Genomic DNA, 17,688 nt, shown 5'->3' on the forward strand with positions numbered 1-17,688 from the left:
ATTTTTGGAGTAATTAGTTGATGGAGACCAGCGATCCGTTTACAATCTGGTTGTAACCCTCCGAAACGACCTGCATGCCGGTGTTTAATCCGCTGACCACTTCTGTAAGGTTGTTGTCTGTCACTCCCGGTTCAACATAGACTTTTTTGGCTATTGTTTTTCCATCTTTTTGATCGACAATGTAGGTGTAGTGGCCGGTAAAATCTTCTTTAATAAAGAGTGTCGGAACAACTATGGCATTTTTGTTCAGGTAGTCGCGGAACTTCAGTACTGCCACCAGGTTGGGTTTAATCAGTTTTCCCGGGTTTTCGATGTTGATACGTACCCGGAAAGTCCGGCTGGCCTGATCGACGGTGTTTCCGACCTGGTAGATGGTTGCCATAGTGTTGGTGTTTAAGGCCGGGAAATAGATTTTTACCGAATCTCCCCGGTGTACCTTAGTGATGTAGGATTCCGAAATGTCGCCGTAAATTTTTATGTGGCTCACATCAACCACTTTGGCAAACGGAGTCTGCGGGCTACCAATGTTTCCTTTCTTTTGGTAAATCACGTCGACAATACCATCAGAAGGAACTTTTACTTCGGCCAGTTCGATCTGGGTTTTCAGACTTTTGATGCGGGTTTCAAGGCTTTCTTTGTTGTTTTTGGCCTGTAAATATTGCATTTCGGAGCCAATATTCTGATCCCAAAGGTTTTTCTGCCGCTCATAGTTGGTTACAGCCAGGTCGAGTTGAACCTGAAGTTCATCAATCGAACGCTCCAGTATGTCGGTGTTAAGCCGGGCCATAATCTGGCCTTTGGTAACCTGTTGACCTTCTTTTACAAGTACTTCTTTAATTACGCCTGAAGTTTCGGGACTAACATCGACATCGTGCTCGGCTTCCACCTGTCCGGTCACTTCAAAGAAATGTTCAAATCGTTTTTGGGTCAGTGTTTCTGCCTTAATTTTTATGGTTTCTTCTTCCTGGTTGGCTGAAAGCTCTTTTTCCAGTTGGGTAATTTGCTGTTCAAGCGTATGAACCTGTTGTTTCAGCTCCTGTAGTTTTTCTCGTTTCGTGTTGTCGTCTTCCACCGACGTGCTTGCGCAAGCATAGACGAACAGTGCTGTAGTAAGAATGATCAAAATCTTCTTCATGGTATTGCTGTTTTTTATTTTTCGGTTTTATAATGCGCCGGCTGCTTTTCTGAGTTTTAAGTCGGCCTGTAACAATTGAAGGGTGGAGGTGACCAGCGCCTGGAATGCATTGATGTATTGCGTTTCCTGTTGTGAAAGCTCTGCGCTGCTGATCATTCCGTTGTTGAATTTAATGTGTGTTTTATCCAAAATGCTTTGTGCCAGATCACGGCTCTCCTGATCGTTCAGATAACGTTCGCGTGCAGTTTGCATGTCTGCTGAAGCCGTCAGGTAATCTTTTTGCAGCGTAATTTCTGCTAATTTCTGGTCGGTAGCAGCTTTGTCTCGTTCGAGCTGAGCCTGCTGGACTTTCGAACGTTTTTGACCCGAGTTGAACAAATCTATTTTTGCCTGTAATCCAACCAGTGACGACGGAAACCAGTCTTGTTTAAAAACGTTGGCGCTGTTACTGTAAGCAGTTTTCGAATAGCTGTAAAATCCACTCAAACTGGGCAGGTACGTCGATTTCTCGAGTTTCAGTAGTTTTTCAGATACCTGAAAATTGGCCATCGCCAAACGGTAGTCGATATGGCTGTTCAGGTCGAGCGGGATTGTTTTTTGCTGATTGACCAACGGAGATACGAATACATCCAGTTTGTCCGACATATCGATCGCTGTGTTGAGGTCGTAACCCATGGCGTATTTCAACACAATTTTTGCGACTGAAAGCTCACGTTCTGAACGCAGGACTTCGTTTTCAGCATTTTTCACCAGTATTTTCAGCTGATCCACATCCTGCGATTCACGAAAACCGTTTTCGTAATAAACTTTGGTTTCTTCATAAAGCCGCTTGGTATTGTCCAGGTTTTCGAGCATTACCTGTTTGTAGCGTTCGCTGATCAGTACCATGTAATAAGCTTGCGAAACGGCATCGCGGATATCGATCTCTGCTTTTTCGTGGGCTTGTTTGGACAGGCTCAGGTACAATTGCGCCGAGCCAACACCTACGATCCATGATCCATCAAAAATTTTCTGCGATACGTTGATTCCAAAATCAGAATTATAATCCTGACCGAACTTCACCGGGATATAGGTTCCGGCATCTTCACCAAAAAACTCACCCGGAATAAGCGATACAGGTAGATTTAGAAATTTGTTGTAATTCGCGCTTCCCGATACCTGTGGCAATCCTGATGAAATGGTTTCCCACACTTTTTTTTGCGCAATCGTAATGTCCTGGTTCGTGTTGTGCAGAACATACGAATGTTCCATCGCAAAACCAATCGCCTGTTCGAGCGTAAATGATTGTGGCTGATCCTGTGCTTTTGCCGAAACCGTAAGCACTAAAATAAGACTCAGCAACAAAGGAATTTTTTTTGTTTTAATTTTCATCTTGTTATAGTTGTCCGTTTTCTATCGTGTAAAATGGAACGCCTCCCTACTGCTGGGGATTTGTTTCATTCTGAACATTAATTATTAATTTTTTATAGTATTCCAATCCTGCAGGCGTGCAAATGGCATGCATGTGGTAATCGAGTATTTGGTCGTACAGGGAAGTTGAATGCACTTCGTATTCTTCAAAAATTTTGTATTCAGGATTAATGGTGTAAAGAAATCTCCCGAGGAGTAACTTTGAAATAAAATACGGATCAATGTCGTTGCGGTATAAGCCCTGTGCCATTCCCAGTTTTAGGTTCTCCATCGTACTGTCGAAAATTCTTTTTCGCTTGAATTCGTATACCCGCCGGAACAAAACCGGGTAAGTTTTTTTTAGTTCGGTTTCCATGTTGTGATGGTACATTCTCAGAATGGGCGAAATGCTTTTCCGAAGCTCAAAAGTCATATCGATGGCATTTCCTACTGCCGGATCATTGAATTTATAGTGCTGCGATTCAATCAAAAACTCGATGACTTCAGTAACCAGCGCCTGTTTATCAGTGAAGAATTGATAAAGCGTCTTTTTTGAAATGCCAAATTCTGACGCCACGTCATCCATGGTCACATTGCGTATGCCTCTTTTCAAAAAGAGAAAGGCAACGTTCTCAACGATGTATTCTTTTTTTTCTTCCATAGTTTGCAAAAATAGGAGAAAGTACGATGGAAACTACACTGGTGTTAAAAGTTTATTTTGTGCATTAAATAAATTTATGACTCTTAATATTTAAGTGGTTAACTTAAAAAGTTGCGTAAAACTATATTATATGATGAAGTTTCCGATCAAATTTTCGGTGAATGGAGAAATATAATCTACGAATGGTTTTTTTTGGTCCAGTAAACCGGGCGATTGGCGCTTTTTATCTGGTTGATTGTAATAACAAAGTGGCAATCCGAAGATCTTCCGGAAAGGTGATTTTAATATTCTCCCGGTTTCCTTCAACCGTAACAATGTTCGTTCCCATGTTTTCCAAGACCGATGCATCGTCGGTAAACAATTCGGAGTAAGGTTGTTGATAGGCCTTTTTTATCAGCGAAAGGGTAAAGGTTTGCGGTGTTTGTACCAGGAAATATTTTGAACGATCGAGCGAAGTGTTTTTGGAACCATCGATATACCGAACCGATTCCGAAACCGGAACCACGGGTAAAGCATTGCCTTTTACACGGGCAGTATCCAGGCAGTTTTGCAGGGTTTGTTTCGATACGAGCGGACGCACACCATCGTGAATAAAAACAATGCCGTCTTCGGGTATGCAGTCGAGCCCGTTTTTTACCGACTCAAAACGACTGGAGCCCCCGGCTGCCAGGTGATGATTGATATTGAAGTGATGTTTCTCACACAATTCTTTCCAGCGTTGGAACTCGCTTTCGGGAAGTACGAGTACAAACCGAATGGCAGTGTCGAAAGAATAAAATGCTTCGAAAGTATGCATCAGTACCGGCTTCCCGGCGAGTTCGAGGAATTGCTTCGGAACTTCGTTGTTCATTCTGGATCCGCTTCCTCCCGCCACTATTAATGCAAACTTGTTAGGCATTTTACTGTCAATTTTTGTATTTTCCGTGAGTAAAAATAGACTAAAATATTACCACATGAATAGTGTTTTGCAATTTTTGGAGGAGTTGGCTGCCAATAACAACCGCGAGTGGTTTCAGTCCAATAAAAAATGGTACGAAGAAAGCAGGGATAAAGTGTTGTTTCTGACCGATGTGTTGATCAATGAGATAGGCCAGTTTGATTCGGAAATAAGAGGACTGCAGCCCAAAGATTGTATGTTCAGGATTTTCCGCGATGTTCGTTTTTCTCCTGATAAACGTCCGTACAAAACAAATTTTGGAAGTTTTATCTGCAAAGGAGGCCGTAAAAGTATGAATCCGGGGTATTATTTTCATTTGGAACCAGCGGGGTGTTTTATGGCCGGTGGAATTTATATGCCTCCTGCAGAACCGCTGAAAACGATAAGAACCTGCCTGGCCGATCATGCTGAAGAGTTTCTGGAGATAACAGAAGCGCCTGATTTTAAAAGGGAATTTCCGGCAATGTACGATGATCAACTCAAGACAGCTCCCAAAGGATTTCCCAAGGATCACGAGCATATCGGTTTGCTCAAGTATAAGTCGTACATCTTTTCAAAAGATATAGCGGCTTCTGATGTAGTTGGTGAAAAATATGTGGAAAAAATGGTGGAAGGATTTGAATCCCTGTATCCGGTGAATCGCTTTCTTTATGAAGCACTTGCCTGAGCTTTTTCCTTTTTCTTATTTCAACCCTGGAGGATGTCCTGTTCAGGGTTACTTTTTCAACTGAAAAGGAATATAATTATATAGACCCTTATTTTTTATCTTCCCGATTTCAATGAAATGCCCCGGAGGTTCTTTCCGGGGTTTTATTTGGGCCAAATTCAAGCAGAAAATGCCTCTTTAATACAACTGAATATCACCTATGTTAACACTGTTTATATATTATTAACAAATTGTTTTTGCCAACCGAACATAAGTGAAAGAAATAAGTATTTTTACGCCTTGTTTTAATCATTTATTATTAATCCAATTATGAAAAGAATTCTACTTTTATTTTCGTTGATTGCTTTCGCGGCATCGACTTATGCACAGAACGTACAACTTCACTACGACATGGGCAAGGACCGGAAGTTGTTAACTTCTACTGTCGAGATGTTTCGTCCTGACAAGTACGGTTCAACTTTTTTCTTTATCGACATGGACTACAGTTCAGATCCTCGCAATGTAGAGAACGGTGTTTCTTTGGCTTACTGGGAAATTGCCCGTGCATTTAAGTGGAAAGAAACTCAAAGTATCATGCCTCGTGTTGAATACAATGGAGGTACAATGTCGGTTGGCGGAAGCACATTTATCCCAATTGAAAACTGCTACCTTGCTGGTCTGGAAAAAACCTGGGCATCTGCCGATTTTTCAAAGATTTTTACGCTGCAAGCCAACTATAAATACATTCAAGACAAAGAAGACGCTTCATTCCAGCTTACTGCTGTTTGGACCGTTAATTTCCTGGATGGAAAAATGTCGTTCCTCGGTTTTGCTGACTTCTGGAAAGAAGAAATGTTTTGGGGCACTGACTTCCGCTTCCTGAGTGAACCACAGTTGTGGTATAACTTCTGCAAAAATTTCTCGGCAGGTACTGAGATTGAAATCAGCAACAACTTTGTTGGCGATAAATTCCAGATTAATCCGACATTAGCTGTAAAATATACTTTCTAATCTAACAAATCCGGAGTTATGCTTGATAAATTTTTTAGTATTAGCGAACGCGGGTCATCGTACAAGAAAGAAATCATTGGTGGAGCCACTACGTTTCTTACGATGGCTTATATCATTTTTGTAAACCCGAATATTTTGGGCGATGCAGGAATGGATAAAAATGCGCTGATTACTGTTACCATTCTGGCCTCAGTAATCGGTACTGTTCTGGCAGGTGTTTGGGCAAGAGTACCTTATGCTATGGCACCAGGTATGGGACTTAACGCTTTTTTTACCTACTCGTTGGTGTTGGGAGCCGGTGTTGACTGGCAAACAGCTTTGGGCGTGGTATTCATCTCAGGTGTGATCTTCCTTGCACTTACCGTTACCGGAATTCGTACTAAGATCATTCATACTATTCCTCTCGCGTTGCGACTGGCAACCGGTGCAGGTATTGGTTTGTTTATTGCCTTTATCGGCTTTAAGGGGATGGGCCTTATTGTTGCAAACCCTGCAACTTTTGTGGGTTTGGGCAAATTCACTCCAACCTTGCTGATTGGTATTGCAGGTTTGGTGATTACTTCTATTCTCGAAGTTAAAAAGGTGAGAGGTGGTATCTTTTATGGTATTATTATCACCACAATAATCGCTATTGTTGTAGGGGAAGTGAAAGCGCCCGAAGCGTTTGTTTCAATGCCTCCTTCAATCAGCCCGTTGGTATTCAAGCTTAATATCATGTCGGCTTTAAGCTTTGGACTGGTAGGAGCAATTTTCTCGTTTATGTTTGTCGATCTTTTCGATTCAGTAGGTACAATTGTAGCCTGTTCGTACGAGGCGGGTTTTGTTGACAAAGATGGTAAAGTTGAACACGTTGACCGCATTCTGGAAGCTGACGCTGTTGCAACTGTAGCCGGTTCGTTATTAGGAACCAGTACTACCACTACTTATATCGAGTCAGCTGCAGGTATTGCCAACGGAGCCAAAACAGGTTTTGCTTCGGTTATTACAGCGGCTTTGTTCTTACTGGCCTTGTTTTTTGCTCCGCTTATCGGAATTGTTCCCGGATATGCTACTGCTCCTGCATTGATCATCGTTGGAGTGTACATGTTTAAAAATATCAGGCAAATCGATTTTGCTGATTTTTCTGAATCAATTCCAGCTTTCCTGACAATTGCATTAATGCCGTTGACATATAGTATTTCCATTGGTTTGTCATTTGGGTTTATCTCATATGTTGTATTAAAAACCGTAGCCGGAAAATACAAGGAAGTTTCCTGGTTAATGTGGGTAATTGCCGCATTGTCGGTAGTTAACCTTTGGATGGGCGTATAATCAGTTTGCCTTAATACTTTCAAGAGGGTATTCGATTCAAAAATGCGCTTAAGGGAAAAGTATTAGAAGAAAATTTGATACAAAATTTAAGAGGTACAGAAATGTACCTCTTTTTTATTATTTTTGGCGACAAATGAGGCATTAGCTCAGTTGGTTTAGTCCGTCAGCTGACGGATGACAGGATAGGGGTCGTTAGTTCAGTTGGTTCAGAACGCATGCTTGACAGGCATGAGGTCACTGGTTCGAATCCAGTACGACCCACCAAAACTTCAGGTACATGTATTTCATTTATGTGCTGTATTCCGAAAAGTTTGATAAAATTTATGTCGGTTATTCTTCCGATCCACAAAAGCGACTTGCAATTCATAATTCTCCCGAAAATACAGGTTGGACGAAAACATTTCAACTGTGGAAGATAATTCATTTGGAGCATTTCGAAACCAAAACTGAAGCCCCAAAAAGGGAGAAACAATTGAAAACTTCACGCGGGAGAGCTTTTGTAAGAAACCTTTTGAAAGATTAGCCTTTCGTATAATTACTCACAAAAAAGGAGTTCGATATTTTCGGACTCCTTTTTTTATCGGTTGGTTTACTGCCTGTCGAGATGGTTGGTACTGTAATACGCTTGTTCTGAAACGACTTTCCCGTCGTCGTTAAACGAATGTGAGAGCATCAGCGGCATCACTACTTTTTTCCCGGTTTCAATGTAGGTAAACGAGTATTCCCACCAGGAATAAACGACAAACTGATTGTTTTTGGCGTAGTAAATACAGTCGGGATAACCGTTTTGTTTGAAATGAATATCTTTTATTTTCTCAAACGTAGCTAAAACGCCCTCTTTTCTGGTTTCCAGATCAATCGATTCGTTCCATTGCTGTTCCATGTTTCCGAAGCGGGCATTGTCGGCATAAAAGCTGCTTAATGTTTCCATATCCTTGTTGGCATATGCATTAACCAGCTTGCGTACCGTAACTATATACGGGTGATTGATAAAGACTTTCCCGTTTTCTTTTTCCAAATTGCTGTTGTTGATGTCTTCAAATACATCATCATCGAAGTATTGAATCAGCATTGCAATTTTTCCTTCCTTGTTAAAAGCGTAAAGATTGTGGAGCCGAAGTTCAAGGTTAATCGCCGAAGCTTTATGTGTTCCTGTAACCAAAAGCCAATCCTGTACCCACATTCCCCCGTCGCCATACTCTATAGCATCGGGATACGCCGGGGTATCATCCTTTATGCTAAGGTTTTCAATGTTGTTTTTCCACCAGGTGATGTTGTTCCCAAAATTTTTGTTGGCAATTTTCCGGTACTGCCCGTTTCTCATCAGTCCAATACTATCGGCAAAAAAACTTTTGTAGGTATCAACATCACCGTTCACCAGCGCTTTCCATGCCTGCCTGGTTTTTTCAATGTCAGGATGTTCGTTGAAAACGGTTCCGTTTTTCTTTTGTGCGAACGAGGTCGTGAAAACAAAGGCTAGAATCAGTAAAACTGCAAAATTCTTCATAGTGGTAATTTTTAGTTAATAAATAGAAATGTTGCTGGTTTTATCCTGACTCTTACACGGGCACTTATATTCAAGTTACAAAAAAGTTGCATTGAATTTGTTTTTATGATATTTATTGAGGATTAGTAGTCAGCTTGTTATGTTTAGTGTATGTTGTTGAATTATGCTCCATATCGCATTCTGTGGTATTTTCAAGGGTTTTGAACGAATTTGTCCGCGAGCTTATTGATTATTAAATTATTATACGTATTGTTCTAAAAATTAAGGAATATCAGGGTAGGTTGGAAGAATCAATATTGCGAAACTGCTGGCAGGAAATTTTATTAATGCACTTTTTCTGCTAATTTTAGTACGAACTAAATCAACGAAAAACATCAACAAATGAAATTACAGGCAAGAAGAAATTTTATAAAAACGAGTCTTGTAGCAGGTGCCGGAGCACTTTTGATTCCGAATATAGTGAAGGCGAGTGTCGGGAGGATGTCTCCATCTGCGTTGAAAGGAAAGAAAGTATTGTATGTATACGGTGGTTGGGAAGGTCATGAACCCAAACAATCGGTTGACACATTTGTGCCCTGGTTACGGTCGGTAGGGGCTGAGGTTACGGTTTCCGATACCCTGGATTCCTACTTGGATGAAGGGCTCATGAGTGCTGTTGATTTGATTATTCAGATCTGGACGATGGGAACCATCAGCGGGGAGCAGGAAAAGGCTTTACTGGCTGCCGTAAAACGGGGAGTAGGTTTGGCCGGATGGCACGGTGGCACTGGTGATGCTTTCCGAAACAATACCGAATTCCAGTTTATGGTAGGCGGGCAGTGGGTGGCTCATCCCGGAGGAGTAATCGATTATTCCGTTCAGATTACCGATAAAAAGGATCCGATAACCAAAGGGTTGAATGATTTTGCGATGCATTCGGAACAGTATTATATGCACGTTGATCCGAATGTGAAAGTATTGGCTACCACCAAATTTTCGTCGGAACATGCGGCCTGGATTGGTGATAGTGTAATCCCGGTTGTCTGGAAGAAGTACTACGGAGACGGACGTGTTTTCTATTCTTCGCTGGGGCACGTGATGAAGGATTTTGAAGTTCCCGAAGCGTTGGAGATCATGCAGCGTGGTATTCTTTGGGCGGCAGAAAGTAAATATCAACCAAAGGAAAAGTGGGTGAGCCCGGTTTACGGTAAATAAAAAAAAGACCAGTTCTGTGATGAAGAGCTGGTCTTTTTCATTATAACATTGCTTTTTATCCTTTCAATGCTTCAGCGCCACCCACAATTTCCAATATCTCGCCGGTAATCGTTGCCTGACGGGCTTTATTGTATTGCAAGGTAAGATCGCCCAAAAGTGTAGTTGCATTATCGGTAGCCTGATGCATTGCCGTCATACGGGCACCGTGCTCGGCGGCGTGTGAGTCGAGCAATGCTTTGTAGAACTGAATCTTCAACGATCTTGGAATAAGTTCCGTGATAATGTTTTCTATTGAAGGTTCGTAAATAAAATTGTGCTGTGTTGAACTGCCGGTTTCTTCAGGCATTTCTACCGGAAGGAATTGTTCGGTAGCTTGTACCTGAACTGCCGCATTTCTGAATTGATTGTATACCAGTTCGATGCGGTCGTATTGCTTTGTTTCAAAAGCTTTCATGATTTCTTCCGCAACTTTGGATACGTTATCAAAAGTGAGTTCATTGTACAGGTCGTTTTCGTCGGCAACTACATTGTAACCTCTGTGTTTTAGCTGTCGTTGCCCGATTTTTCCAATACACATAAAATCGAGTGTTCCGGTCTTTAGTTGGTTGGGGTAGCTAGTATTGGCCAGTTCAATTGCTTTTTTGGCAATGTTGGCATTAAAACCACCACACAAACCGCGATTGGATGAAACCAGTACTATCAGTACCTTTTCAGGATCTCTGTCCTGAGTATAAACCGAATCTTCTACATTTTCGAGGCTGGCACTCAACGAGGTCAGAATCTCGTGCAGTTTTTCAGCATAAGGTCTGATTTGCAAAATGGCATCCTGCGCTTTTTTCAGCTTGGCCGCCGAAACCATCTTCATGGCGCTGGTTACCTGCCGCGTAGTTTTTACCGATGCTATCCTGGTACGTATTTCTTTTAATCCAGCCATATTGTTTTGATTGAATGATTGATTTGGAGAAGGACTGAATTCAGTCCCTCAAACCCTCAATAAATCAGTCCTTATTGTTTATATTTCTCTGCCGTTTCTGCTGCTACTTTCCGAATCACTTCTTCGATTTCGGCATTGATGTTACCGGCTTTTAATTCATCCAGTGTTGCCCGGTGCGACATTTCCATGGTTTCCAGGAAATCAACTTCAAAAGCTTTTACTTTTTCCACCGGAACCTGGCGAAGCAATTCTTTTGTTCCGCAGTAAATAATCGCCACCTGGTGTTCAATTTTCATCGGCGAGTACTGTCCCTGTTTCAGGATTTCCACGTTCTTGCGTCCTTTGTCGAGCACGCGTTTAGTGGCAGCATCCAGATCGGAACCAAACTTCGAAAACGCTTCGAGTTCGCGGAATTGAGCCTGGTCAAGTTTCAGCGTACCTGCAATTTTCTTCATCGCTTTGATCTGCGCATTACCTCCAACACGCGACACCGAAATACCCACGTTGATGGCCGGGCGGATACCCGAATTGAACAGGTTCGATTCCAGGAAGATCTGTCCGTCGGTAATCGAAATTACGTTGGTCGGGATATAAGCCGAAACGTCACCGGCCTGTGTCTCAATAATCGGAAGAGCGGTAAGCGAACCTCCTCCTTTTACTTTGTCTTTCAAGCAATCAGGCAGGTCGTTCATGTTTTTCGCAATATCATCTGAATCGATGATTTTTGCAGCGCGCTCCAAAAGACGTGAGTGCAGGTAAAATACGTCACCCGGATATGCTTCACGGCCCGGAGGACGACGAAGCAGTAATGAAACTTCGCGGTACGAAACGGCCTGTTTTGAAAGGTCGTCGTAAATGATCAATGCGTCGCGGCCGGTATCGCGGAAATATTCTCCGATAGCGGCACCTGCATAAGGTGCGTAAAACTGCAATGCTGCCGGATCTGCAGCGGTGGCAGCAACAATTACAGTATATTCCATGGCTCCGGCTTTTGTCAAGGTAGCCGCAATGTTGGCAACTGTTGAGCCTTTTTGCCCGATAGCGACATAGATACAGTAAACCGGCTTTCCTTTTTCAAAATTTTCGCGTTGGTTAATGATGGTGTCGATGGCCACAGCTGTTTTTCCGGTCTGGCGGTCGCCGATGATCAACTCACGCTGGCCACGTCCGATCGGGATCATAGCGTCGATGGCTTTCAGCCCTGTCTGAAGCGGTTGTTTTACCGGCTGGCGATAAATAACCCCCGGCGCTTTGCGTTCGAGCGGCATTTCAAAAAGTTCGCCCTGTATGGCTCCTTTCCCGTCAATCGGTTCGCCGATGGTATTGATAACGCGGCCCAGCAAATTTTCACCTACCTGAATGGATGCAATGCGACGTAAACGTTTTACGGTGTCGCCTTCCTTGATTAATTCGGTAGGTCCCAAAAGTACGGCTCCCACGTTGTCTTCCTCAAGGTTCAGAATGATTCCTTTAACACCACTGTCGAACTCGATCATTTCGTTAGCCTCTACGTTCGACAAGCCATAAATACGGGCAATTCCATCGCTTACTTGCAAAACGGTGCCCACTTCTTCCAACTCGGCAGCCGATTTAAATCCTTCTAATTGTTGCTTTAGAATTTCAGATACTTCAGCAGGTTTTATATTCGCCATGTTCTATTTTGTTTTTCTTTTTTTGACTAAGTTTTATAATTCAGTTTCCAAAAGGCTTTGCTTGATTTTCTTTAATTGTGAAGCCACACTGGCATCGTATTGTTTGTCATCGAGGCGCAAAACCATACCTCCCAGTATTTCCGGATTCACCTGAGTGCTCAACTCAATGGTGGCATCAAGCTCTTTCTCCAGTAATTCCTGAATTTTTTGGATGGTAGCCGGACTTACTTCTGAGGCGGTAGTAAGCAGAGCTGACCTAATATTCTGATCTTTTTTGGATAAATCAAGGAAATTCCTGCAGATGCCGGGAATAAAAACTTCGCGTTTATTCTCTACAATCAACAGTAAGAAATTCAGCGTAAGTTGATCTACTTTGCCTTCAAAGATCTGCCTGATCAACATTGCTTTTTTGGAAGTCTTTACAACCGGACTTTCCAGAAGAAGGATGAAATCAGGTACCGAGTGGCAAATCTCCAAAACCGATTGAATATCTGCTTTGAGCGGATCGAGCAGCTTTTTTTCTTTGGCCGTGGAAAAGAATGCCTTGGCGTAACGAACGTTTATTGCACTTTGATCCATAACCTTAATTCAGCTTGATATCGTCGATTAGTCCATCTACCATTTTTTCCTGCTCGCCTTTTCCTGCCAGTTCTTTCTTGATCACTTTTTCTGCGATCATCACCGAAAGTTCAGCGACCTGTTTTTTGATAGTATTGATGGCGGCCGTTTTTTCAGCATCGATTTGCTGACGGGCTTCGTCGATGGTTTTTTGTGCTTCCTGGGCGGCTTTTTCTTTCGCCTCGGCCACAATCCTATCTTTTAACTCTTTGGCCTCTTTCAGAATAGCATCTTTTTCACGACGGGCTTCGGCAATAATTTTTTCATTGTCAGCCTTTAATCCTGCCACTTCTTTTTTGGCTTCTTCCGCCGAGTTTAAGGCATTGGCAATCGACTCTTCGCGATCTTTCAGCGCATTCAGAATCGGTTTCCAGGCGAACTTTTTCAGGATAAAAAGTACAATCGCGAAAATGATAATCATCCAGATAATCGTACCCGGATTCGGCATTACTAATCCCATAGTTTCTTCTTTTTAAAAGTCTCTATTCAACTTAGTGTGTTGACTCCCGAAATTCGACTCACCCTGATCCGTCTGCCGACGAATATTCCTTCTCTTTGAAAGAGAGGGATTAAGGAAGAGTTATCACAGCGAAACCATCACTTTTTTTATGCTTTAATACAAATGAATTGTTCATTGCGGCAACTGCATCCCGGGCAATCCCCGGGATGGCTGCCAAAGTTTTTTGCTATACAAAAACGATCAGGATACAAACAATAACGGCAAAGAAGGCTACACCTTCAATCAATGCTGCCGATACAATCATGTTTGACCGGATGTCACCGCTGGCTTCGGGTTGACGGGCGATAGCTTCCATGGCACTGGCACCGATTTTACCGATACCCATACCAGCTCCAATTGCTGCCAAACCTGCACCAATTGCTGCTCCCATTTTACCAACCGTTGCTCCGGCGGCCGCTTGTAGCAATACTGTTAAAATAGCTGATAACATAGCTTTTTACTTTAAGTATTAATATTAATGATGATCTGAAGTCGCCATTCCAAAATAGAGCGCCGACAACAGCGTAAAAACATAAGCTTGTATAAACGATACCAACACATCGAGTAAGAGGATAAACACCGAGAATGCGATGGATACCGGGCTTGCTCCGAGTCCTACTGCAGGACCAAATAAACCTCCGAAAACGAAAATCAGGCTCACAAACACCATCACAATGAGGTGACCAGCCAACATGTTGGCAAAGAGTCGGACCATTAAAACGAACGGTTTTGTCAACATACCCGAAAACTCAACTACCTGCATTAACGGGAAAAGCGGGAACTTAAGCCAGACAGGTACATCGGGCCAGTAAATTTCCTTCCAGTAATGTTTGTTTCCGTTGATGGTGGTAATCGCGAACGTGAACAGGGCCAAAACCATGGTCACACTTATATTTCCTGTTACGTTTGCTCCAAATGGAATAATCGGGATAAGTCCCATAAAGTTGTTGATCAGAATAAAGAAAAACAACGACAACAGGAAGGGCATGAATTTCTCGTATTTGTGCTCCCCGATGGCGGGTTTTGCCACTTCGTCGCGAATAAACAGGATGATCGGTTCCAGGAGGTTCTGAACGCCACTCGGAGCCTTTCCTTTGTTTCTTTTGGCTGATCGTGCTGTTGCCAGCAATAACCAAAACAACAGAATAACGGAAACAAAAACACCTGCAACAGCTTTTGTTATCGATAAGTCGATGGGTTTTTCCAGCTCGTGCCCGTGTGCATCCAGCTCTACTATCTTTCCTTTGAATTCTTCACTGGTTGAAATTTTGAAACCGTTATAAGCATCGTGTCCGTGATGGAATTTTGAAGACATAAACACATGAAATGCTTTTCCGTCGTGCAGTTCCGGATGTTTACTGTAAAGAATAACCGGTAGGGGAATGCTGATATGGGTTTCGCCCCACGAAGTGATGTGCCAGTCGTACGAGTCAGATACATGGTCGATTACAAAATCTCCGGCGCTGAACTCTTCCTGATGTGATTCGGCTGCATGACTTTCCGATGCCCCGGCATGATTTTCTTCATTTGTATGTTGCGCAAATAAAGTTCCAATACTGAAAAACAGAAATGCCACGGTTATCACGTAGCTTTTGGAAAGTTTAAGCATGGTCTATTCTATTATCTTCTTTATTCAATCTGTCTGTTGACACAGAAACAACCATCATTCAAGAGATTTGTTCTGTTCTGTCGCAAAATTTTTTGTGCCATTTTTTACTTCACCCACAAATTTAACAGAAATTTTTGACCATAGATTGAAATTCAAAATTTTCAAGGCAGAATTAATAATGTTTAAAAACCTGTTCTTAAGTGAATAATGGCTATTGGTATCGTTCTGATAATGGGCTATATCAGTCGTTTTTTTTCTGGTTTATTTTTGATATTTCTTTTACTTCAAAAAATGAATAAACGAGATACAGGAACATCAGTCCGACAACAAATTGTATGGCATTTTCCCGCTCTAATGCAATGTAAATTACGGCTAAAATTGAATAGGTCATTAGTTTAAAAAAGGTGATCAACATGTTGCTGCGGGCAAATTTCCCAATGTCTTTTTTTGCCATTTTTAGCTGATAGGCATGTATGCCCCAGGTAACAATAAAAAAGAAGGCCAGCAAAATCGGAAAAATAGGGAGGTAATACTCCGGCAGAAACAAGCTAAAAACAAGCCAGCCCAGCAGGGCGATAGCAAGTGTGAGCGCCGTTAATTTTGTAATAAAGCTTTTCATTTTATTTAACCTCGGGCCATGAGCCATGAGCTCAGAGCGTTTAACCGTTCATTTCTTTTTTAACAGACTTCGGGTTCCGTATACAATGGCAACAATCACAGATAAAATCGCCAGTGTCAGTGTAAATCCTTTAAAATCATTTTTCATCCACTGGTCAATTTTATAGCCCAGAAAAGTAAAGCCTCCGATTATGGCCATCATTTCGAAGCCAAGACTGGAATAGCGGACGAAATTATCGAATGTATTCTTTGATTTATTTGACTGTTTCTGGCTCATTTGCCGGTTTTGAAATTCCCATGCTACAGGTACCTGTAAATGCAGCCCCGGGTTCAACCGAAAGTTTTCCGGCACTGATATCTCCTTCAATTTTAGCCGAAGATTTCATGTTTAACATTTCTTTCGCCGTAACTTTTCCTTTGATAAAGCCGGAAACTTCGATGTTGGTGGCCTGCACCTGGCCTTCAATTTTGCCATGTTCTCCGATTACGACTTTTCCTTTTGCTGCCAGGTTTCCCACCATTTCGCCATCTATGCGAATGTCCCCATTCGAGTTGATGTCGCCTTTTATTTTTGTTCCATCGCTCAGTATGTTAATAAGTTGCGATGTGTCTTCTCCGTTAAAACGTGTTACTTGTTTTGCCATGCCGTTTGTATATCTACTTCTTTTTGCGTATTCCCAAATTAATGGGCGCTTGAAGATACAATAAAATAAAGCTTGTACCAATGAAATGCCCCCACGAAAAATGAGCTAAACAGAAATTACAAAAACGGCCCTGAAAATGTTCAAGACGAAAGGGAAGAAAATAGTTTAGCGTTTATTGGGGATCGTAAGCCCATTTCAGATAGCAGCTGCCCCAGGTAAAGCCTGCACCAAAAGCTGCCAGTACAACGTTGTCGCCTTTTTTGAGTTGCTTTTCGTAATCGAAAAGACACAAGGGAATAGTGGCTGCAGTGGTATTTCCGTATCGCCTGATATTGATCATCACTTTGTCTTTGGAGATGTTCATCCGCTTGGCGGTGGCTTCGATTATTCGCATGTTGGCCTGATGAGGAACCAGCCAGGCAATATCGTGTGCCGTGAGGTTATTTTTTTCCATGATTTCGGCTGCAACATCTGCCATGCTTGAAACAGCAGCTTTAAACACCGCCTGGCCTTCCTGATACAGGTAATGTTCTTTGTTTTGAACGGTTTCCATTGATGCCGGTTTTAGCGATCCTCCTGCTTTAATGTGCAAATGGTAGCGTCCCAGTCCATCAACGCGGTTGATATAGTCAACAACGCCAAGGTCTTCGGTGGTGGGTTCAACCAGAACGGCTGCTGCCCCGTCGCCAAAAAGCGGACAGGTAGTGCGGTCTTCATAATTAATGATCGACGACATTTTCTCGGCTGCCACAATCACCACTTTTTTGTATCTGCCCGATTCAATAAATTGGGTAGCGGTTGACAGTGCGAAAATAAATCCCGAACAAGCCGCATTCAGGTCAAAACTCCAGGCATTGTGAATATTGGCTTTGTGGGCAATAATGTTGCCAGTGGCAGGCAGTACCATGTCGGGAGTAATGGTGGCACAAATCAGCATGTCTACTTCTTCGGGGGCGGTGCCGGTTTTTTCCAGCAGATTTTGAACGGCCCAGGCTCCCATATCGCTGGTAGCCTTTCCTTCTTCTTTAAGAATACGTCTTTCTTTTATTCCGATTCGTTGCATGATCCACTCATCAGAGGTATCAACCATCTTGCTGAGTTCTTCATTTGTTAATCTGTACTCTGGTAAATAGGCTCCAACACCCGTTATTGCTGCTCTCACTTTAGCCATCTTTCACTAAAATCTAAGTTTCTTCTGTTTTGTGTTTCTGAAAATCGGGGATGAATATAGAAGCAAAAGCATACTCCAGCAAAGAATTGGGATCGTATGTGTATTTCGTGCGGCTATTTTTATGTGTTGAGTACGAACAATTAACAGGCATG

At 42.4% G+C, this 17,688-nt stretch carries 19 protein-coding genes and 1 tRNA gene; 5 read left to right on the forward strand and 15 right to left on the reverse strand.

All coding sequences use genetic code 11. From position 1 onward, the window contains the following. Nucleotides 1–13 precede the first annotated feature (13 nt). The 4 genes from MR764_RS06285 to MR764_RS06300 form a co-directional block, all read right to left on the reverse strand. Complete coding sequence (locus MR764_RS06285) at nt 14–1,135, reverse strand: efflux RND transporter periplasmic adaptor subunit (protein WP_247978554.1); 1,122 nt, start codon at nt 1,133–1,135, stop codon at nt 14–16. A 27-nt stretch (nt 1,136–1,162) separates the two neighbouring features. Further along, nucleotides 1,163–2,506: a TolC family protein gene (locus MR764_RS06290; RefSeq protein ID WP_247978555.1), complete on the reverse strand. Its 1,344-nt coding sequence runs from the start codon at nt 2,504–2,506 to the stop codon at nt 1,163–1,165. Nucleotides 2,507–2,552: 46 nt separating this feature from the next. Further along, the gene (locus MR764_RS06295) at nt 2,553–3,185 is read right to left on the reverse strand and encodes a TetR/AcrR family transcriptional regulator (protein ID WP_247978556.1); all 633 of its coding nucleotides are present in this window, start codon (nt 3,183–3,185) and stop codon (nt 2,553–2,555) included. Nucleotides 3,186–3,408: 223 nt separating this feature from the next. Then, nucleotides 3,409–4,083: a 2-C-methyl-D-erythritol 4-phosphate cytidylyltransferase gene (locus MR764_RS06300; RefSeq protein WP_247978557.1), complete on the reverse strand. Its 675-nt coding sequence runs from the start codon at nt 4,081–4,083 to the stop codon at nt 3,409–3,411. Nucleotides 4,084–4,138: 55 nt separating this feature from the next. Here MR764_RS06300 and MR764_RS06305 point away from each other — a divergent pair, with 55 nt between their 5' ends. The 4 genes from MR764_RS06305 (at nt 4,139) to MR764_RS06320 (ending at nt 7,354) form a co-directional block, all read left to right on the forward strand. Next, complete coding sequence (locus MR764_RS06305; protein WP_247978558.1) at nt 4,139–4,789, forward strand: DUF2461 domain-containing protein; 651 nt, start codon at nt 4,139–4,141, stop codon at nt 4,787–4,789. 309 nt (nt 4,790–5,098) lie between these two features. Continuing rightward, nucleotides 5,099–5,779 carry a DUF5020 family protein gene (locus tag MR764_RS06310; RefSeq protein ID WP_247978559.1) on the forward strand — a complete coding sequence of 227 codons (681 nt, stop codon included), beginning with the start codon at nt 5,099–5,101 and terminating at the stop codon, nt 5,777–5,779. 18 nt (nt 5,780–5,797) lie between these two features. After that, nucleotides 5,798–7,090 carry an NCS2 family permease gene (locus MR764_RS06315; protein WP_247978560.1) on the forward strand — a complete coding sequence of 431 codons (1,293 nt, stop codon included), beginning with the start codon at nt 5,798–5,800 and terminating at the stop codon, nt 7,088–7,090. Nucleotides 7,091–7,276: 186 nt separating this feature from the next. Continuing rightward, a tRNA-Val gene (locus MR764_RS06320) sits at nt 7,277–7,354 on the forward strand. Nucleotides 7,355–7,679: 325 nt separating this feature from the next. Here MR764_RS06320 and MR764_RS06325 read toward each other — a convergent pair. Next, a complete protein-coding gene (locus MR764_RS06325) occupies nt 7,680–8,597 on the reverse strand; it encodes a nuclear transport factor 2 family protein (RefSeq protein WP_247978561.1) in 918 nt (305 codons plus the stop codon). 381 nt (nt 8,598–8,978) lie between these two features. On the opposite strand from MR764_RS06325, the gene MR764_RS06330 reads away from it, so the two are divergent. Continuing rightward, nucleotides 8,979–9,791, forward strand: coding sequence for a ThuA domain-containing protein (locus tag MR764_RS06330; RefSeq protein ID WP_247978562.1), 813 nt, complete (start codon nt 8,979–8,981; stop codon nt 9,789–9,791). A gap of 55 nt (nt 9,792–9,846) precedes the next feature. On the opposite strand, the gene atpG is transcribed toward MR764_RS06330, so the two are convergent. The 10 genes from atpG to MR764_RS06380 all read right to left on the reverse strand — a co-directional run bounded on the left by atpG (nt 9,847) and on the right by MR764_RS06380 (nt 17,536). Then, nucleotides 9,847–10,725: an ATP synthase F1 subunit gamma gene (atpG, locus tag MR764_RS06335; protein ID WP_247978563.1), complete on the reverse strand. Its 879-nt coding sequence runs from the start codon at nt 10,723–10,725 to the stop codon at nt 9,847–9,849. 71 nt (nt 10,726–10,796) lie between these two features. After that, nucleotides 10,797–12,377, reverse strand: coding sequence for a F0F1 ATP synthase subunit alpha (atpA, locus tag MR764_RS06340; RefSeq protein WP_247978564.1), 1,581 nt, complete (start codon nt 12,375–12,377; stop codon nt 10,797–10,799). 33 nt (nt 12,378–12,410) lie between these two features. After that, on the reverse strand, nt 12,411–12,956 hold the full coding sequence (gene atpH / locus MR764_RS06345) for an ATP synthase F1 subunit delta (RefSeq protein ID WP_247978565.1): 546 nt from the start codon (nt 12,954–12,956) through the stop codon (nt 12,411–12,413). A gap of 4 nt (nt 12,957–12,960) precedes the next feature. Next, nucleotides 12,961–13,455: a F0F1 ATP synthase subunit B gene (locus tag MR764_RS06350; protein WP_247978566.1), complete on the reverse strand. Its 495-nt coding sequence runs from the start codon at nt 13,453–13,455 to the stop codon at nt 12,961–12,963. 226 nt (nt 13,456–13,681) lie between these two features. Further along, on the reverse strand, nt 13,682–13,945 hold the full coding sequence (atpE, locus tag MR764_RS06355) for an ATP synthase F0 subunit C (protein WP_247978567.1): 264 nt from the start codon (nt 13,943–13,945) through the stop codon (nt 13,682–13,684). Between the two features lie 24 nt (nt 13,946–13,969). After that, nucleotides 13,970–15,103 (reverse strand): F0F1 ATP synthase subunit A, encoded by a 1,134-nt coding sequence (gene atpB / locus MR764_RS06360; protein ID WP_247978568.1) that lies wholly within the window; start codon nt 15,101–15,103, stop codon nt 13,970–13,972. A 241-nt stretch (nt 15,104–15,344) separates the two neighbouring features. Next, nucleotides 15,345–15,722, reverse strand: a complete 378-nt coding sequence (locus MR764_RS06365) for a hypothetical protein (RefSeq protein WP_247978569.1) — start codon at nt 15,720–15,722, stop codon at nt 15,345–15,347. Between the two features lie 48 nt (nt 15,723–15,770). After that, nucleotides 15,771–15,998, reverse strand: a complete 228-nt coding sequence (locus MR764_RS06370; RefSeq protein WP_247978570.1) for an AtpZ/AtpI family protein — start codon at nt 15,996–15,998, stop codon at nt 15,771–15,773. After that, a complete protein-coding gene (locus MR764_RS06375) occupies nt 15,976–16,365 on the reverse strand; it encodes a polymer-forming cytoskeletal protein (protein ID WP_247978571.1) in 390 nt (129 codons plus the stop codon). Before MR764_RS06375 ends, MR764_RS06370 begins: the two co-directional genes overlap by 23 nt. Before the next feature lie 172 nt (nt 16,366–16,537). Further along, nucleotides 16,538–17,536 carry a beta-ketoacyl-ACP synthase III gene (locus tag MR764_RS06380; protein WP_247978572.1) on the reverse strand — a complete coding sequence of 333 codons (999 nt, stop codon included), beginning with the start codon at nt 17,534–17,536 and terminating at the stop codon, nt 16,538–16,540. Nucleotides 17,537–17,688: the final 152 nt, after the last annotated feature.

The organism is Maribellus sp. YY47 (assembly GCF_023111095.1).
Classification (GTDB): Bacteria; Bacteroidota; Bacteroidia; order Bacteroidales; family Prolixibacteraceae; genus Draconibacterium.

What these genes read in the sequence shown, in the direction of transcription:
- MR764_RS06285 (WP_247978554.1), bottom strand. Translation starts at nt 1,135, where the DNA reads ATGAAGAAGATTTTGATCATTCTTACTACAGCACTGTTCGTCTATGCT.
- MR764_RS06290 (WP_247978555.1), bottom strand. Translation starts at nt 2,506, where the DNA reads ATGAAAATTAAAACAAAAAAAATTCCTTTGTTGCTGAGTCTTATTTTA.
- MR764_RS06295 (WP_247978556.1), bottom strand. Translation starts at nt 3,185, where the DNA reads ATGGAAGAAAAAAAAGAATACATCGTTGAGAACGTTGCCTTTCTCTTT.
- MR764_RS06300 (WP_247978557.1), bottom strand. Translation starts at nt 4,083, where the DNA reads ATGCCTAACAAGTTTGCATTAATAGTGGCGGGAGGAAGCGGATCCAGA.
- MR764_RS06305 (WP_247978558.1), top strand. Translation starts at nt 4,139, where the DNA reads ATGAATAGTGTTTTGCAATTTTTGGAGGAGTTGGCTGCCAATAACAAC.
- MR764_RS06310 (WP_247978559.1), top strand. Translation starts at nt 5,099, where the DNA reads ATGAAAAGAATTCTACTTTTATTTTCGTTGATTGCTTTCGCGGCATCG.
- MR764_RS06315 (WP_247978560.1), top strand. Translation starts at nt 5,798, where the DNA reads ATGCTTGATAAATTTTTTAGTATTAGCGAACGCGGGTCATCGTACAAG.
- MR764_RS06325 (WP_247978561.1), bottom strand. Translation starts at nt 8,597, where the DNA reads ATGAAGAATTTTGCAGTTTTACTGATTCTAGCCTTTGTTTTCACGACC.
- MR764_RS06330 (WP_247978562.1), top strand. Translation starts at nt 8,979, where the DNA reads ATGAAATTACAGGCAAGAAGAAATTTTATAAAAACGAGTCTTGTAGCA.
- atpG (WP_247978563.1), bottom strand. Translation starts at nt 10,725, where the DNA reads ATGGCTGGATTAAAAGAAATACGTACCAGGATAGCATCGGTAAAAACT.
- atpA (WP_247978564.1), bottom strand. Translation starts at nt 12,377, where the DNA reads ATGGCGAATATAAAACCTGCTGAAGTATCTGAAATTCTAAAGCAACAA.
- atpH (WP_247978565.1), bottom strand. Translation starts at nt 12,956, where the DNA reads ATGGATCAAAGTGCAATAAACGTTCGTTACGCCAAGGCATTCTTTTCC.
- MR764_RS06350 (WP_247978566.1), bottom strand. Translation starts at nt 13,455, where the DNA reads ATGGGATTAGTAATGCCGAATCCGGGTACGATTATCTGGATGATTATC.
- atpE (WP_247978567.1), bottom strand. Translation starts at nt 13,945, where the DNA reads ATGTTATCAGCTATTTTAACAGTATTGCTACAAGCGGCCGCCGGAGCA.
- atpB (WP_247978568.1), bottom strand. Translation starts at nt 15,103, where the DNA reads ATGCTTAAACTTTCCAAAAGCTACGTGATAACCGTGGCATTTCTGTTT.
- MR764_RS06365 (WP_247978569.1), bottom strand. Translation starts at nt 15,722, where the DNA reads ATGAAAAGCTTTATTACAAAATTAACGGCGCTCACACTTGCTATCGCC.
- MR764_RS06370 (WP_247978570.1), bottom strand. Translation starts at nt 15,998, where the DNA reads ATGAGCCAGAAACAGTCAAATAAATCAAAGAATACATTCGATAATTTC.
- MR764_RS06375 (WP_247978571.1), bottom strand. Translation starts at nt 16,365, where the DNA reads ATGGCAAAACAAGTAACACGTTTTAACGGAGAAGACACATCGCAACTT.
- MR764_RS06380 (WP_247978572.1), bottom strand. Translation starts at nt 17,536, where the DNA reads ATGGCTAAAGTGAGAGCAGCAATAACGGGTGTTGGAGCCTATTTACCA.